The organism is Streptomyces sp. M41 (assembly GCF_043673425.1).
Classification (GTDB): domain Bacteria; phylum Actinomycetota; class Actinomycetes; order Streptomycetales; family Streptomycetaceae; genus Streptomyces.
Window position 1 is genome coordinate 104480 of record NZ_JBIMKE010000017.1, and the last position, 16128, is coordinate 120607.

The 16128-nt window shown below is 71.8% G+C and carries 16 protein-coding genes; 10 read left to right on the forward strand and 6 right to left on the reverse strand.

The window, feature by feature from the left end; translation table 11 throughout:
- The first annotated feature begins 59 nt into the window (after positions 1-59).
- Complete coding sequence (dapE, locus tag ACHBTE_RS21500; RefSeq protein ID WP_394725622.1) at positions 60-1139, forward strand: succinyl-diaminopimelate desuccinylase; 1080 nt, start codon at positions 60-62, stop codon at positions 1137-1139.
- Positions 1140-1265: 126 nt separating this feature from the next.
- Positions 1266-2024: a TIGR00730 family Rossman fold protein gene (locus ACHBTE_RS21505; RefSeq protein WP_394725623.1), complete on the forward strand. Its 759-nt coding sequence runs from the start codon at positions 1266-1268 to the stop codon at positions 2022-2024.
- Between the two features lie 74 nt (positions 2025-2098).
- Here ACHBTE_RS21505 and folP read toward each other — a convergent pair whose 3' ends face one another.
- On the reverse strand, positions 2099-2959 hold the full coding sequence (gene folP, locus ACHBTE_RS21510) for a dihydropteroate synthase (RefSeq protein WP_394725624.1): 861 nt from the start codon (positions 2957-2959) through the stop codon (positions 2099-2101).
- 145 nt (positions 2960-3104) lie between these two features.
- On the opposite strand from folP, the gene ACHBTE_RS21515 reads away from it, so the two are divergent.
- Both ACHBTE_RS21515 and ACHBTE_RS21520 read left to right on the forward strand, forming a co-directional pair.
- Complete coding sequence (locus tag ACHBTE_RS21515) at positions 3105-3455, forward strand: DivIVA domain-containing protein (RefSeq protein WP_394725674.1); 351 nt, start codon at positions 3105-3107, stop codon at positions 3453-3455.
- On the forward strand, positions 3452-4039 hold the full coding sequence (locus tag ACHBTE_RS21520) for a DNA-3-methyladenine glycosylase I (RefSeq protein WP_394725625.1): 588 nt from the start codon (positions 3452-3454) through the stop codon (positions 4037-4039). The genes ACHBTE_RS21515 and ACHBTE_RS21520 overlap by 4 nt, the downstream gene beginning before the upstream one ends.
- 77 nt (positions 4040-4116) lie before the next feature.
- On the opposite strand, the gene ACHBTE_RS21525 is transcribed toward ACHBTE_RS21520, so the two are convergent.
- The gene (locus tag ACHBTE_RS21525; RefSeq protein WP_394725626.1) at positions 4117-4920 is read right to left on the reverse strand and encodes an enoyl-CoA hydratase/isomerase family protein; all 804 of its coding nucleotides are present in this window, start codon (positions 4918-4920) and stop codon (positions 4117-4119) included.
- Between the two features lie 373 nt (positions 4921-5293).
- On the opposite strand from ACHBTE_RS21525, the gene ACHBTE_RS21530 reads away from it, so the two are divergent.
- On the forward strand, positions 5294-5461 hold the full coding sequence (locus tag ACHBTE_RS21530) for a DUF3117 domain-containing protein (RefSeq protein ID WP_003966491.1): 168 nt from the start codon (positions 5294-5296) through the stop codon (positions 5459-5461).
- 117 nt (positions 5462-5578) lie between these two features.
- Here the strand turns inward: ACHBTE_RS21530 and ACHBTE_RS21535 are convergent, their stop codons facing one another.
- On the reverse strand, positions 5579-6277 hold the full coding sequence (locus ACHBTE_RS21535) for an O-methyltransferase (RefSeq protein ID WP_394725675.1): 699 nt from the start codon (positions 6275-6277) through the stop codon (positions 5579-5581).
- 235 nt (positions 6278-6512) lie between these two features.
- On the opposite strand from ACHBTE_RS21535, the gene sigE reads away from it, so the two are divergent.
- From sigE to ACHBTE_RS21560, 5 genes are all read left to right on the forward strand, one after another.
- On the forward strand, positions 6513-7211 hold the full coding sequence (gene sigE / locus ACHBTE_RS21540) for an RNA polymerase sigma factor SigE (RefSeq protein WP_107903137.1): 699 nt from the start codon (positions 6513-6515) through the stop codon (positions 7209-7211).
- Entirely contained in the window at positions 7208-8182 is a 975-nt protein-coding gene (locus ACHBTE_RS21545) for an anti-sigma factor family protein (protein ID WP_394725627.1), read from the forward strand. Before sigE ends, ACHBTE_RS21545 begins: the two co-directional genes overlap by 4 nt.
- Before the next feature lie 1222 nt (positions 8183-9404).
- Positions 9405-11123, forward strand: coding sequence for a trypsin-like peptidase domain-containing protein (locus ACHBTE_RS21550; protein ID WP_394725676.1), 1719 nt, complete (start codon positions 9405-9407; stop codon positions 11121-11123).
- A gap of 225 nt (positions 11124-11348) precedes the next feature.
- Positions 11349-11801, forward strand: a complete 453-nt coding sequence (locus tag ACHBTE_RS21555; protein ID WP_394725628.1) for a sec-independent translocase — start codon at positions 11349-11351, stop codon at positions 11799-11801.
- A gap of 268 nt (positions 11802-12069) precedes the next feature.
- The gene (locus ACHBTE_RS21560) at positions 12070-12741 is read left to right on the forward strand and encodes a hypothetical protein (RefSeq protein WP_394725629.1); all 672 of its coding nucleotides are present in this window, start codon (positions 12070-12072) and stop codon (positions 12739-12741) included.
- Between the two features lie 142 nt (positions 12742-12883).
- On the opposite strand, the gene ACHBTE_RS21565 is transcribed toward ACHBTE_RS21560, so the two are convergent.
- From ACHBTE_RS21565 to ACHBTE_RS21575, 3 genes are read right to left on the reverse strand one after another with little or no spacing between them, the layout of a single operon-like run.
- Positions 12884-14017 carry an Mrp/NBP35 family ATP-binding protein gene (locus ACHBTE_RS21565; protein ID WP_394725630.1) on the reverse strand — a complete coding sequence of 378 codons (1134 nt, stop codon included), beginning with the start codon at positions 14015-14017 and terminating at the stop codon, positions 12884-12886.
- A gap of 42 nt (positions 14018-14059) precedes the next feature.
- On the reverse strand, positions 14060-14671 hold the full coding sequence (locus tag ACHBTE_RS21570) for a DUF1003 domain-containing protein (protein ID WP_394725631.1): 612 nt from the start codon (positions 14669-14671) through the stop codon (positions 14060-14062).
- Positions 14661-15956, reverse strand: a complete 1296-nt coding sequence (locus ACHBTE_RS21575; protein ID WP_394725632.1) for a magnesium transporter MgtE N-terminal domain-containing protein — start codon at positions 15954-15956, stop codon at positions 14661-14663. Before ACHBTE_RS21575 ends, ACHBTE_RS21570 begins: the two co-directional genes overlap by 11 nt.
- Between the last annotated feature and the right edge of the window lie 172 nt (positions 15957-16128).

The window sequence follows — 16128 nt, forward strand, 5'->3', positions numbered from 1 at the left end:
AGGGGTATGAGGCCGGAGCGAAAAGTGGGGGGAAGGCCACGCGCGTTAGGGTCGGCACCATGGCCGACACCTCCCTTGACCTCACGCTCGACGCCGCGCGGCTCACCGCGCAGCTCGTCGACCTCCCCTCCGTCAGCGGGACGGAGAAGCCCCTCGCGGACGCCATCGAGGCCGCCCTGCGCGCCCTGCCGCATCTGACGGTCGAGCGGTACGGCAACAACGTCGTGGCGCGGACGGACCTCGGACGGACCGAGCGCGTCATCCTCGCCGGTCACATCGACACGGTGCCGATCGCGGACAACGTCCCGTCGAGGCTGGACGAGGACGGCGTGCTGTGGGGCTGCGGCACCTGTGACATGAAGTCGGGCGTCGCGGTCCAGCTCCGGATCGCGGCGACGGTCCCGGCCCCCAACCGCGACCTGACCTTCGTCTTCTACGACAACGAAGAGGTCGCGGCGGAACTCAACGGCCTCAAGCATGTGGCCGAGCACCGCCCGCAGTGGCTGGAGGGCGACTTCGCGGTGCTGCTGGAGCCGTCGGACGGCGAGGTGGAGGGCGGCTGCCAGGGCACGCTCAGGGTGCTGCTCAGGACCAAGGGCGAGCGCGCCCACTCCGCGCGCGGCTGGATGGGCTCGAACGCGATCCACGCGGCGTCCCCGATCCTGGCCCGCCTCGCCTCGTACAAGCCGCGCTACCCGGTGATCGACGGTCTGGAGTACCGCGAGGGCCTGAACGCGGTCGGCATCTCGGGCGGTGTGGCCGGCAACGTGATCCCCGACGAATGCGTGGTGACGGTCAACTTCCGCTACGCGCCCGACCGTACGGAGGAGGAGGCGATCGCGCATGTCCGCGAGGTCTTCGCCGACTGCGGGGTCGAGGAGTTCGTGGTGGACGACCACAGCGGCGGCGCGCTGCCGGGGCTGTCCCACCCCGCCGCCGCGGCGTTCATGGCGGCGGTCGGCGGCACCCCGCGGCCCAAGTACGGCTGGACGGACGTCTCCCGTTTCTCGTCCCTGGGCGTCCCGGCGGTGAACTACGGCCCCGGCAACCCGCACCTTGCGCACAAGCGGGACGAACGGGTCGAAACGGCGAAGATCCTCGCGGGGGAGGAGCGGTTGAGGGCGTGGCTCACGGCGTAGCGGCCGCCTTTCGGGCCCGGCGCTGCACGGCGGACATGCTCACGTCCCTCGTCCGTAACCCGGGTGGATCTACGCTGAGGTGGAACGACCTGCACGACCGCAGGCCCCGCAGCGGAGGGAGCGTACATGGCTACCGGTAACCCCGAGGGGAAGAAGCAGCCACCGTCGGAGCAACGCCTGGGCCCGGTCATCCGGAGGCGGGACCAGGTGACGGCGAGTACGACCGACCAGCGCCTGCTGGACGCGGGCGGACCCTCCGACTGGGTCCACACGGACCCGTGGCGAGTCCTGCGCATCCAGTCGGAGTTCATCGAGGGATTCGGCACCCTCGCCGAACTCCCGCCCGCGATCAGCGTCTTCGGCTCGGCGCGCACGGCGGCCGACACGCCCGAGTACGACGCGGGAGTCCGGCTCGGCCGAGGGCTGGTCGAGGCCGGCTTCGCGGTGATCACCGGAGGTGGCCCCGGTGCCATGGAGGCGGCGAACAAGGGCGCGTGCGAGGCGGGCGGCACCTCCGTCGGCCTCGGCATCGAACTGCCCTTCGAGCAGGGTCTGAACCCCTACGTCGACATCGGCCTGAACTTCCGGTACTTCTTCGTCCGCAAGATGATGTTCGTCAAGTACGCCCAGGGGTTCGTGGTCCTCCCCGGCGGCCTCGGCACCCTCGACGAACTCTTCGAGGCCCTCACCCTGGTCCAGACCCAGAAGGTCACCCGCTTCCCGATCGTCCTGTTCGGCACCGAGTACTGGGGCGGTCTCGTCGACTGGCTGACGAACACGGTCGCGGCCCAGGGCAAGGCGTCGGAGAAGGACCTGCTCCTGTTCCATGTCACGGACGACGTGCAGGAGGCGGTGGCGCTGGTGTCCAAGGAGGCGGGCCGCTAGCACCGGAATGCGAGGCGAGCAGGGGGCCGGGGCGACCAGCCCCGGCCCCCTGCTCGGGCGAGGGAACGGCCTCGCTACGCCAGCCCCCGCCGCGCCACCGCCGGCGGCCGGTGACCCGCGATCGACGCCACCATGTCCAGCACCTGCCGCGTCTCCGCGACCTCGTGCACCCGGTACACCTGAGCCCCCAGCCACGCCGACACCGCGGTCGTGGCCAGCGTCCCCAGCAGCCGCTCCTTCACCGGCTTGTCCAGCGTCTCCCCGACGAAGTCCTTGTTGGACAGGGACACCAGCACCGGCCACCCCGTCCGAACCATCTCCCCGAGCCGTCTGGTCGCCTCGAGGCTGTGCCGGGTGTTCTTTCCGAAGTCGTGCCCGGGGTCGATGAGGATCGACTCCCGCGGCACCCCCAGCGCGAGCGCCCGCTCGGCCAGGCCCACGGTCACCCGCAGGATGTCGTCCATGACGTCGTCGTACGTCACCCGATGCGGCCGGGTCCGGGGCTCCGCGCCACCGGCATGCGTGCACACCAGGCCCACCCCGTACCGGGCGGCGACCTCCGCCAGCCCCGGGTCCACCCCGCCCCAGGCGTCGTTCAGCAGATCCGCCCCCGCCTCGCACACGGCCGCGCCGACCTCGGCCCGCCAGGTGTCCACGCTGATCACGACATCCGGGAAACGCCGCCGCACCTCGGCCACGAACCCGACCGTCCGCCGTGCCTCCTCCTCGGCGGTCACCTCTTCGCCCGGCCCGGCCTTGACCCCGCCGATGTCGACGATGGCCGCGCCCTCCGCCACGGCGTGCTCCACGCGCGCGAGGGCCGGCTCGTCGCGGAACGTCGCCCCCTGGTCGTAGAAGGAGTCCGGGGTCCGGTTCACGATCGCCATGATCACCGGCTCGTGCGTGTCGAACTCACGCCTGCCCAGCCTGAGCATCCCCTGTGACCTCTTCCTTGTCCGTCCTGGTCCGTCCGGCCTTTCGGCCGCCTGCGACCCTAACTGTCAGAGTCGCATGGCACGATCGGACACTGACACACTCGACCGCTCGCATTCACCGACCGTGGGGGCCACAGCGATGGTTATGTTCTTGTTCCTGGTCGTCGCGCTGGCCGTCGTGGTCGCCGCGGTGACCCTCGCCGTGGTGGGCGGAGGCGAGGGCGACGGCCCGCTGCCGGAGGCGCCGCCCGAGCGACTCCAGGACCTGCTGCCCCTGGACCGCCCGGTCGACCGCACCGATATCGAGAGCCTCCGCTTCCCCCTCACCGTCCGCGGCTACCGCATGGCCGACGTAGACGACGCCCTCGGCCGCCTCGGCGCCGAGCTCGCCGAGCGGGACGCGCGCATCGCCGACCTGGAGTCCGCGCTGGCCGGCGCGCAGGCCCCGACCGGCCATGTGTCGATGGAGAAGCCCGCAGGCGAGGACCAGCAGTGAGCGACGGCACGGCCCTGGCGGGCGCGGACGGCGCCCTGCGCTGCCCATGGGCCCTGTCCACCCCGGACTATGTGACGTACCACGACGACGAGTGGGGCCGCCCGGTCCACGGCGACGACGCCCTCTTCGAACGCCTCAGCCTTGAGGCCTTCCAGTCCGGGTTGTCCTGGATCACGATCCTGCGCCGCCGCGAGGGCTTCCGCGCGGCCTTCGCGGGCTTCCAGATCGCCGAGGTCGCGACCTTCACGGACGCCGACAGGGAGCGGCTCCTCGCCGACGCGGGCATCATCCGCAACCGGGCGAAGATCGACGCGACCCTCGCCAACGCGCGCGTGCTGGCCGACTGGGCCCCGGGCGAGCTGGACGAGCTGATCTGGTCCCACGCCCCGGATCCGGCTGCCCGCCCGGTACCGAAGACGATCGCCGACGTCCCTGCCGTCACCCCGGAGTCGACGGCCCTCTCGAAGGCGCTGAAGAAGCGGGGACTGAGGTTCGTAGGACCGACGACGGCATATGCGCTGATGCAGGCGTGCGGCTTGGTGGACGACCACTTGGAAGCGTGCGTGGCGAGAAGCGCCGTTTAGGGGCGCGGTAGGAGGGGCGGGGAACCGCGCGAGCAGCCCCACGCGCTCCCGGCCCCGACGACGCTACGGCCCCGAGCTCACCTGCCCAGGTACTTCGGCTTCTCCTTGTTGACGAAGGCCTGCACGGCGATCGCGTGATCCTCCGAGGACCCCGCCCGGGTCTGGAGCTCGTCCTCCTTCTCGAGGGTCTCCTCCAAGGAGTGCGACAGTCCGAAGGCCACCGCCTCCTTGATCGCCCCGTACGCCACCGTCGGCCCCTCGGCCATCGCCCGCGCCACCTTCTCGGCCTCCCCGCGCAGCTCGGCCTGGGGGACGAGCCGGTTCGCGATACCCAGCTCGTACGCCTCCTGCGCCTTGATGTTCCGCGGGAAGAGCAGCAGGTCGGCGGCGCGCCCCGGCCCCACCACCCGCGGCAGCGTCCAGGAGACGCCGGAGTCGGCGGTCAGCGCGACCCCCGCGAACGACGTGTTGAAGGCGGCCGTGTCCGCCACCACCCGGTAGTCCGCGGCGAGCGCGAACCCGAATCCGGCGCCCGCCGCGACGCCGTTCACCCCGGCCACCACGGGCTTCCGCATGCCGGCCAGCGCCCGCACGATCGGGTTGTAGTGCTCCCGCACCGTGCTCATGGTCTGCCGCGACCCGGTCTCCCGGTCGGCGACCAGCAGCCCGATGTGCTCTTTGAGGTCCTGCCCCACACAGAACGCCCGGTCCCCGGCCGCCGTCAGCAGCACGGCCCGTACGGCGTCGTCGTCCGCCGCGGCCTGCACCGCGTCCCGTAGGGCGACCTTGGCCGCGACGTTCAGCGCGTTCATCGCCTCGGGGCGGTTCAGCGTGATCGTCGCGAGTCCGTCGCTCACCTCGTAGAGCACGGCGTCGGTCATGGCGTATCCCCTCCGGTAGCGGCTCGGCGTACTCGTCGGTACGCGCTCGTCTGAAGGACAGCATGGCGGAGATCACGGACAACGGGTCTGACCGGACGTGTGACCTGCGTCAAAGAATCGTCGCCCGGTTCCGTTCGGCCGAAGTACGTGCGGTGGCGCAGTATCGCAGTCACATCGCCGAATTGAGTGGTTTTGCTCGCGTGCGTTGCCCAAGCGATGCCTACTGATGTTGGTCATCGGGTCCTGAGATGCGGGATAATGGCTTGGAAGCAATGTGTTCGATGCCGGTGTCGCGTGTCTCATGCCTGACGCGCGTGCCCTCCATGGGGCCGTCGGCTTTGACGATGAGCTGGTTTCAGGAAGGGGAACGAGCATGGCGGCCATGAAGCCGCGGACGGGCGATGGCCCGCTCGAGGTGACCAAGGAGGGGCGGGGCATCGTCATGCGCGTTCCGCTCGAAGGCGGCGGTCGGCTCGTCGTCGAGCTGACCCCGGACGAGGCCGACGCGCTCGGCGACGCCCTCAAGAAGGTCGTCGGCTGACGCGGCAGCGACCCTACCCTTTCGGCGACCCCGGCATCGTGCATGGTGCCGGGGTCGCCGCTCGTCCGGCCCGCCCCGCTCGTCCGGTGCGTCGGCGGCGCCCGGTCACCCGTATGATCAGCGTTTGACCGCGCACAGCAGCCCGTCCCCGACCGGGAGCAGCGACGGCACCAGCTCCTGGCTCTCGCGCACCGCCCGCAGCAGCTCCCGGATGCGTATGACCTCGGTGGGCTGAGGGCCCGAGTCGACGGTGCGGCCGTTGGCGAAGACGCCCTCGAAGACGACGAGTCCACCCGGACGCAGCAGGCGCAACGATTCAGCGAGATAGTCGAGGAGCTCCAGCCGGTCGCCGTCGCAGAAGACCAGGTCGTAGCCGGCGTCGGCGAGACGGGGCAGGACGTCCAGGGCCCGGCCGGGGATGAAGCGGGCCCGGTTGCTGGCGAAGCCGCAGGCGCGGAAGGCCTGGCGGGCGAACTGCTGGTGCTCCGGCTCCGGGTCGACGGTGGTCAGCACGCCGTCGGGGCGCATGCCGTGCAGGAGGTGGATCCCGGAGACACCGGTGCCGGTGCCGATCTCCGCGACGGCCTTCGCGTCCACCGACGCGGCCAGCAACCGCAGCGCGGCACCCGTGCCGGGCGACACCGAGCGCAGCCCCGCCTCACGGGCCCGGTCGCGGGCCCAGCGGAGCGCGTCGTCCTCGGCGACATAGGCGTCGGCGAACGCCCAGCTCGTCTGCCGGTTGCCGGTAATGACCCTCTCCTGTCCCCGTGGTTGCCTGGGCGTGACTGTATCCGTTGCGGCCGGGAACCCGCAGATGGGACCAGGCGTTTAGAGGGGTGGGAAGACGAGCGGGGGGACACAGTTGGATCACGATGCCGAGCACGGCCGCGAGCAAGTGCTGACGCAGGCGCACCAGCCGTGTCAGCCCAGATCAAATTCTCGTAAAACCGCTTATCCGGAGCTAACGGGCGAGGTGGCTATGGTAGGGGCTCCGCTGGACACCACCAGAGCCGACAGGGGAGGTGCGGCTGCGCCTGTGGATCGGGGAGGAGTGCTGCGGCGCTTCCTCGGATCGGCGGGCAGGCCGAAATCCGTGAACGACACCGCTGACCACAGCCACGCCGGCGACTTCGCCCAGACCGCGACCTTCTCCACCGACGCGGACGGGCAGGCGTGGACTCCGCCCACCTGGGAGGAGATCGTCAGCACGCACAGCGGCCGGGTCTACCGGCTGGCCTACCGCCTCACCGGCAACCAGCACGACGCGGAAGACCTGACGCAAGAGGTCTTCGTCCGTGTCTTCCGCTCCCTGTCGACGTACACGCCCGGCACCTTCGAGGGCTGGCTGCACCGCATCACGACCAACCTCTTCCTGGACATGGTCCGCCGCAAGCAGCGCATCCGCTTCGACGCGCTGGGCGAGGACGCCGCCGAGCGGCTGCCCAGCAAGGAGCCCACCCCGCAGCAGGTCTTCAACGACGCCCACTTCGACGCGGACGTCCAGCAGGCGCTCGACACCCTCGCGCCCGAGTTCCGCGCCGCGGTCGTCCTGTGCGACATCGAGGGGCTGTCGTACGAGGAGATCGCCGCGACCCTCGGCGTCAAGCTCGGCACCGTCCGGTCCCGTATCCACCGGGGCCGCTCGCAGCTGCGCAAGGCCCTCGCCCACCGCTCGCCGGAGGCGCGTGCCGAGCGCCGCTCCTTCGTGCCGCGTGTGGCAGCTCTGGGGGGAGGGGGCGCGACCGCGTGAACGGCTCCCGACCCAACCCCGCCGAACGGCTCCTGGCCGAGCAGCACCTCGGCGACCGACTCTCCGCCCTCGTGGACGGGGAGCTCGGTCATGAGACGCGCGAGCGTGTCCTGGCCCACCTGGCGACCTGCGCCAAGTGCAAGGCCGAGGTCGACGCACAGCGCCGGCTGAAGAACGTCTTCGCGGAGGCGGCCCCGCCGCCTCCCTCCGAGAGTTTCCTCGCCCGTCTTCAGGGCCTCCCCGGTGGCGGGGACCTGGACGGCGGTGGCTCGCCGCTCGGCGGGGGAGGCTTCGGCGGACTGTCCGGACGGTCGGACGGCGCCGGGGCGTTCGGAATGAAGCGCGGCGACCGCTTCGAGTTCGGATACGCCCCTGCCCGGGCGCACGCCACCGCGCTCCCCGCCTCCGACGGCGGCTTCCGCACCCACCCCGTGGGCCGTCACGACACCGATCGCCCGGCATCCTCCCGGATGCGGTTCGCGTTCGTCGCGGCGGGCGCGGTGTCCCTGGCCGCGATCGCGCTGGGCGGCGTCACGACCAGCGTGCCGACCGACGCCGAGGCACGCGGCGGTTCCGGCAGCGGCAGCAAGGTGACGCCCACGCGTACGCAGGGCACCAACGCCACTCCGACGCCGGACAACCAGCGTCGGCGGGTGTCCGGCCCGCTGGTCGCGCAGGGGCAGGGCGACCGTTCCCTCGACGCGGCGGTCGCGCCGACCGAGGTATCGGCTCCCCTGCTGCCGGGGACGCCCGCCAAGGCGGCCGACCAGGAGGTACACACCTTGACGGCGCCCGTGGTGGCCGGCGCGGCTGCCATGTCCCCGCTGATACGTCCGCTCACCGCGACCCCGCCGCTCGCCCTGACCGCCTGGTCCATGGCGACCGAGGTCACGGCGGCTCCGGACCTGCTCACCGCACCCGTCACCGACGCGCCCTCCTCCCCCTCCGCCTCCCCTGTGACCGGTCGCTGACCCGGCCTCTGCGCAGCGGCCCGCGAACCTGATTGAATCCGGGGTGGGCCGCCGCGTGCCTGAGGGGGAGGTAGCACCAGGTCGCCGGTTCCGTGAGGGAACTCGAGTGCGACAGCGCAGGGTTGAGCAGGCATCGGCACCGGGGCGCCCCGGTGGCGGGCCTGCCGTGGACCGGTGCCGTGTCTCTTCGGACACGACAAAGAGTGCGACGTCCTGCTCGAGCAACAGTCAGCAGCGGAGTAGGAAGCAGAGCATGAACGAGGGGAAGCCCACAAAGCCGAAGTGGTGGCAGCGCCCTCGCCCCCAGGGGCCTTCGGCCGAGGCGGGCGGCACCGATGCGTCGGCGGGCGGCATGGAGTTGACGCCGGGCCGGATGACCGGGCCGGCGCCGGTGAGGGCGGACACCGGGACGGCAGCGGCGGGGCCGCACGCCGACGCACCCATGACAGCCGGCGGCCCCGCCCAGCAGGCCCTCCCCATGGACCCGGGCGGCGACTTCGAGCTGGCACGTCCGGCGGCCGGCCGCCCCTCCGCCGACGCGACCTCGTCCGAGGGCGACTTCGAGCTGGCCCGCCCCGCGGCGCAGAGCGGCGGCGACGCGATCTCGCCCGAGGGTGACTTCGAGCTTCGCCGGCCCGACGCGGGCGGCAGCGGCTTCGACGCGGCTTCCGACGAGGGTGACTTCGAGTTGGCACGGCCGAGTGGGGAGAGGGGGGTCACGCCGCCGACAGACACGACAGCCGGGCCCGCCTCCATCGACACCAACGCCTCGGCCGCCGCGCAGACGGGCCCCGCCTCGGAGGGCACCGGCCCCGCCGCCTCGGAGGGCCCCGGCCACTCCGCCCTTGCTCTCACCGGCCGCCCCGTCTCCACCGACGCCGGTGCCTCGGCCGCCGCTCAGACGGGCCCCGCCGCCGAGACCACTGGCCAGTCCGCCTCCGAGGGCGTCAGCCACCCGCCCCTTGCTCCCACCGACCACCCCGCCGCCGAGGCCACCGGCCGCCCCGTCTCCACCGACGCCGGTGCCTCGGCCGCCGCTCAGACGGGCCCCGCCGCCGAGACCACCGGCCACTGCGCCCCTGCTTCCACCGGCCGCCCTGCCTCCGCCGACGCCGGTGCCTCGGTCGCCGTGCAGGCGGGCCCCGCCGCCGAGACCACCGGCCACTGCGCCCCTGCTTCCACCGGCCGCCCTGCCTCCGCCGACGCCGGTGCCTCGGTCGCCGTGCAGGCGGGTCCCGCCGCCGAGGCCACCGACCCCGCCACCTCCGAGGCCATCGGCCACCCGGCCCCTGCTCTCACCGACAACTCCGCCCCCACCCCCACCGGAGAAGACCGGGCCCCCGCAGCCGAACGCCCCAAGCCGCTGCACGACCCCGACCCCTACAGCACCCCGCCCTACGGCGAGCCCGGCCCTTGGGCGCCCGCTCCACCGGTGCAGCACCCGGCGACCACGCCCGCACACGGGACGGCCGTACCGATGCCGCAGCCGTCGGCACAGGGCCTGCGGACGCCCACGTCCGGCCCGTCCGCCCAGTCACCCGCTCCCGGCATCCCCGCCGCGCCCGCACCCCCGGTCCCGGCCCCTGCGCCCCCCACCCCCGTGCCGCCCCCGGTCTCCACCGCCGTCGACGCCTCCGCCCCCACAGTGGCCGGCGCGTCCGCGTCCCTCGACATCCCCGCCCAGCCCACTCCCGCCCCCACTCCTGCCCACGCCGACGCCCCGCCGCCCGCCGACCCCTGGCAGAACTACGACCCCTGGGCCCGCTCCACGCATCCCATGGCACCTCTCCAGCAGAACGGCGTCGGCGTGGCCACCGAGCGGCAGCGGCGTGGGCGGGTCAAGAAGGTGCTGGTCTTCGTGGTGCTGCTGGTCGCCTTGGTCTCCGGGGGCGTCGGCGGCATCGTGGGGGCCTATCTGGAGCGCAACGGTGGCGTGGGGACCGTGGAGCTGCCGCAGGCCGACGCCGAGCCCGCCGGGCGGGCGCCGGACAGCGTCGCCGGGATCGCCGCGCGGGCCCTGCCCAGCGTCGTGACCCTGCATGTGAGCGGACAGGAGAAGCAAGGCACCGGCACCGGCTTCGTGCTCGACGACCGGGGCCACATCCTCACCAACAATCATGTCGTCGAACCCGCCGGTGAGGACGGCGAGATAACGGTGACCTTCCACAGCGGCGACACGGCCAAGGCCACCGTCGTCGGGCGCGACGGTGGTTACGACCTCGCCGTCGTCAAGGTCACCGGCGTCAGCGGCCTGAAGCCCCTGCCGCTCGGCAACTCCGACAACGTCCGCGTCGGCGACCCGGTCGTGGCCATCGGCGCCCCCTTCGACCTGGCGGGCACCGTCACCTCCGGCATCATCAGTGCCAAGGAGCGGCCCATCACGGCCGGCGGCGAGAGCGGGGACGCCAGCGACGTGTCGTACGTGGACGCCCTGCAGACCGACGCGCCCATTAACCCCGGCAACTCCGGCGGCCCCCTCCTCGACGCCGAGGCCCGGGTCATCGGCATCAACTCCGCCATCCGCTCCGCCGACAGCGGTTCCGACCTCGACGGCGGGCAGGCCGGTTCCATCGGCCTCGGCTTCGCCATCCCGGTCAACCAGGCCAAGCGGGTCGCGGAGGAGCTGATCAACACCGGCAGGGCGACCCACCCTGTCATCGGCGTCACCCTCGACATGGACTACACCGGCGACGGTGCCCGCGTGGGCACCAAGGGCAGCGACGGCGGCTCCGCGGTCACCCGGGGCGGCCCCGGTGACAAGGCCGGCATCAAGCCGGGCGACGTCATCACCGAGGTCGACGGCCAGCCTGTCCACTCCGGTGAGGAGCTGATCGTCAAGACCCGCGCCCACCGCCCCGGCGACCGCCTGGAGCTGTCCTTGGAACGCGGCGGCAAGGAAATGACGATCTCCCTCACCCTGGGCTCGTCGGGCGGTGACTGAGACAGGACAGATCCCGATGGCCGCCCCGAACAGCTCCGAAACAGCTCCGAAACAGCTCCGACGAGGCAAACAGCCCACAAAACCGCACGCGTACGCGCAGTCGGAGGGCTCGGGACAGTACCGGTCGTACGGGATGGGCAGGTACCGTGGATCCGGCCCGGACCACGGAAGACCCGCAATCGACCACCGAGGGCCGAGGACCGAGGACATCGCAAGGAGCTTCAGGTGTTCAATGACATAGGTGCGCTCGAGCTGGTGACGCTCATCGTCCTTGCCGTGCTCGTCTTCGGTCCGGACAAGCTCCCGAAGGTCATCCAGGACATCACCCGGACGATCCGCAAGATCCGCGAGTTCTCGGAGAGCGCCAAGCAGGACATCCGGCAGGAACTGGGCCCGGAGTTCAAGGACTTCGAATTCGAGGACCTCAACCCCAAGACGTTCATCCGCAAGCAGCTGGACAACGACGAGCTGGGGCTGAAGGAGATCCGCAACGGCTTCGACCTGAAGAAGGAGATGGCCGAGGTCACCGACGCCGTGCACGGCCGTGACTCGGACTCGTCCGCCGCGTCCTCGGGCTCGTCGACCTCCTCGGGTTCCTCCGGCGGCTCCATCGACATGACGAAGAAGCCCGAGAACCCTCGCGACGAGCGCCCGCCGTTCGACGCGGACGCCACCTGAGCAGTACGAAACGGGTAGGCGCGCGGGTACGGACACCGCGTACGAACACCAGGGCGGAACACCGCCCGTACGTGACGCTTCTCATACTCCGCCCGGGTCGCACACGGCCTGAACCTGCCCTTCGCGCGGCCCACGCGCCGGGCGCTTTCCCTGCTGCTCGGAGCGGTGTGGCTATGCTGCCGAGTTGTTGTGCGGACCGTACCCAAAAGGTAGCGCCGCCCGAAGGGGGGCGGGCCGGTCCGGCGAGAGCGAGGAGGCGTCCGGGCACATGGAGACGACGAGTCAGACGACGAGTCGGGCAGTCGCGCAGGCACCGGCCGAGGAGAGCGGACAGCAGGTCCCCTCCGCCCGGCGCACGGTCGACGGCTACCTGCTGGCGCCTTTTCCCTGGTACGGCCTCGACGAGGCGTTCACGGGACCGCGCTGGCTGATGCAGGTCGGAACGGCGGCCGACGGGGCCGTGGAACACGGATCGATCGGGCACGGTGACGAGCCCTCCGTACGGAACGAGGCGACGGCGGAGGAGCGGGAGAAGTTCGCGGTGGTGGTGACCGTCGCGGCGAATCCGGACCGGCGCAGCGCCGACGGTACGGGGCTGCTGGAGGCCACTTCGGTGTCCTCGGCGGCGTGGCTCGCGGGTGTGGGGCTGCTGTCGTTCACCTGGCCGGGGCAGATGGACCACTCGCTGCGGGACAACTGGCTGGATCAGCAGACGGAGACGGCGTGGGCGCTGGCCGACGATCTCGACGGGCCGGACTGGTCGACGCTGTCGCTGCCGGTGGACGGCGTGCCGACGCCCTTCCACTACCGGGAGTCGGAGTTCGGGTGGGTGCTGGCCGGGTCGACGCAGGCGGGCGTGCATGTGGGTGCCTACGGGCGCGGTATGAGCGCCTACGGCCTCGGCTTCGCCGTGATCAAGGACATCAGCGCGTACGCGTAGGCGGGTGGAGCGGCGTACGGAGTGACGGACGGCGCGGCGGACAGAAGGGGGCACCGGTGGATATCGGTGCCCCTTCCCCGCGCCTCCCGCGCCCTTTTCCACGCGCACTCGCGCCCCCTGAGGGCGTCTCAGGCAGGGCGGCTCAGAACTTGTTCTTGGGGGTGATCCCCAGGGACAGCCCCGAAAGGCCGCGCTGCCGTCCGCCGAGCTTTCCGGCGATCCCGCGCAGGGCCGAGCCCGCCGGGGAGTCCGGGTCCGTCAGGACGACCGGCTTGCCCTCGTCGCCGCCCTCGCGCAGGCGGACGTCGATGGGGATGCTGCCGAGGACCGGGACGGTCGCGCCGGTCGTGCGGGTGAGGCCGTCGGCGACCAGCTGGCCGCCGCCCGTGCCGAAGACGTCGACCATCTCGTCGCAGTGCGGACAGGGCAGGCCGGACATGTTCTCGACCACGCCGACGATCTTCTGGTGGGTCTGCACGGCGATCGCGCCGGCCCGCTCTGCCACCTCGGCCGCCGCCTGCTGCGGGGTCGTCACGACCAGGATCTCGGCGTTCGGGACCAGCTGGGCGACGGAGATCGCGATGTCACCGGTGCCGGGCGGCAGGTCCAGCAGCAGCACGTCCAGGTCGCCCCAGTAGACGTCGGCGAGGAACTGCTGGAGCGCGCGGTGGAGCATCGGGCCGCGCCAGACGACCGGGGCGTTGCCCGGCGTGAACATGCCGATGGAGATGACCTTCACGCCGTTCGCGGACGGCGGCATGATCATGTTCTCGACCTGGGTCGGACGCCCGTCGGCGCCCAGCATGCGCGGCACGCTGTGCCCGTAGATGTCGGCGTCGACGACGCCCACCTTCAGGCCGTCGGCCGCCATCGCCGCCGCCAGGTTGACCGTGACGGAGGACTTGCCGACGCCGCCCTTGCCGGAGGCGACCGCATACACGCGGGTGAGCGAGCCGGGCTTGGCGAAGGGGACCTCGCGTTCGGCGCCTCCGCCGCGCAGGGCGTTCGCCAGCTCCTTGCGCTGTTCGTCGCTCATCACGTCGAGCGTGACGTCGACGCGGGTGACACCCCCGACCGCGGAGACGGCGTCCGTCACGCGCTGCGTGATCGTCTCGCGCATCGGGCAGCCGGAGACGGTCAGGTACACGGTGACCGCGACCGCACCGTCCGCACCGATCTCCACCGACTTGACCATCCCCAGTTCGGTGATGGGGCGGTTGATCTCGGGGTCGTTCACCGTCGCCAGTGCCTCGCGCACCGCGTCTTCCGTAGCCATAGGACGATGGTACGGCTCGGTAGCCATGCCCCGGAAAGCCTGTCAGCGGTCGTCTACGTCACGTCCGCGCGACCGTTCCGCCGGGAATACGCCGTGCTCGTGGTGGCCGTTGCCGCGATGGCCGTCGTGCCGCTCCTCCAGGTCCTTCACCAGGTCCTGGAGCTCGGAGCGGATCCAGTCGCGGGTGGCGACCTCGCCGAGGCCGATGCGCAGCGCGGCGATCTCACGGGTCAGGTACTCGGTGTCGGCGATGGAGCGCTCGTTCTGCTTGCGGTCCTGTTCGAGGTTGACCCGGTCGCGGTCGTCCTGCCGGTTCTGCGCGAGCAGGATCAGCGGGGCCGCGTAGGAGGCCTGGAGGGACAGGGCGAGGGTCAGGAAGATGAACGGGTACTCGTCGAACCGCAGGTCACCGGGGGCGGTGATGTTCCACAGCACCCACACGATGATCACGACCGTCATCCAGACGAGAAACCGTCCGGTGCCGATGAAGCGGGCGATCCGCTCGGACAGCCGTCCGAAAGCCTCCGGGTCCCACTCGGGCAGGATCCGGCGGCGCGGCGGCCGGGGCTGGTCCAGGCGCGCGCGGGGCCCGCGGCCGGCGGCGGTCGCACCCGTCGGAGTGCGCTCGCGCGTGCCCTCGCGGTCAGGAGCCATGGGCCGTCATCCCCTCGCCCGTGTCCTCGTCCAGATGGAACTCCGTCTCCCGCCAGTCGTCGGGCAGCATGTGGTCCAGTACGTCGTCCACGGTCACCACGCCCAGCAGCGACCCCGAGTCGTCGACGACGGGCGCCGCGACCATGTCGTACGTCGCGAAGAACCCGGCGACGACCGGCAGCGCGGCGTCCGGCTCCAGGGCTTCGAGGGCCTCGTCCAGGAGCGCGCTGACCAGGGTGTACGGCGGATCGCGCAGCAGGCGCTGGAAGTGGACGGTGCCCAGGTACTTGCCGGTCGGCGTCTCGTCCGGTGGGCGGCAGACATAGACCTGGGCGGCGAGGGCGGGGGACAGATCGGGGTTGCGGATGCGCGCGAGGGCGTCGGCGACGGTGGCGTCCGGGCGCAGGATGATCGGCTCCGTCGTCATCAGACCGCCGGCCGTGTGCTCCTCGTACGCCATCAGGCGGCGCATGTCGGCGGCGTCCGAGGGCTGCATCAGGTTCAGCAGCCGCTCCTGCTCGTCCGTGGGCAGCTCTCCGAGCAGGTCGGCCGCGTCGTCCGGGTCCATGGCCTCCAGGACGTCGGCCGCGCGCTCCTCCTTCAGCTTGCCGAGGATCTCGATCTGGTCGTCCTCGGGGAGCTCCTCGAGGACATCGGCGAGACGCTCGTCGTCCAGGGCCGCGGCGACCTCGGCGCGACGCTTGGGGGAGAGATGGTGCAGGACGTTGGCGAGGTCGGCCGGGCGCAGCTGCTCGAAAGTGGCGAGGAGGTTCTCCGCGCCCTGGCCCTGCTCCTCCAGGGAGAACCCGGTGACGGCGGACCACTCGACGGTCAGCGACTCGCCCCTGGCCCGCCGGAAGGCGCCGCTCCGGCCGCCCCTGCGCACGAACACCTTGTCGATCTCCCAGTCCCGGCGGGCCGGCAGCTGCCCGACGGACAGATCGAGGACGGTGACCTCCTCGCCGCTCTCGACGAGGGTGACGCGCCGGTCGAGCAGCTCGCCGAAGACGAGGCGCTCGGTGGGGCGCTGCTCGAAGCGGCGGACGTTGAGCACACCGGTGGTGATGACCTGGCCGGACTCGATGCTGGTGACGCGGGTCATGGGCAGGAAGATGCGGCGCCGGGTGGACAGTTCGACGACCAGGCCGAGCAGGCGCGGGGGGCGCCGGCCGACGCGCAGCATGACGACCAGATCGCGGACGCGGCCCACCTGGTCGCCGTTCGGGTCGAACGCGGCGACACCGGCGAGGTGCGAGACGAAGATCCGGGGGGCGCCGGCTGCCATGGCTGCGGCTCCTTTTCGTGCGGGGTGTGCCGTGGTGCTGTTGCTGCTGGTCGTGCCGTTTCGCTGACTGTGGCGCTTTTTGCGAATTGCCCGCTCGGGTGGGCTTCAGGCTAGCCCGTCCGGATCCGGTACGCCCTGGTGAGGGGTCCGGACGGACTGGCTCCGCTCGTGC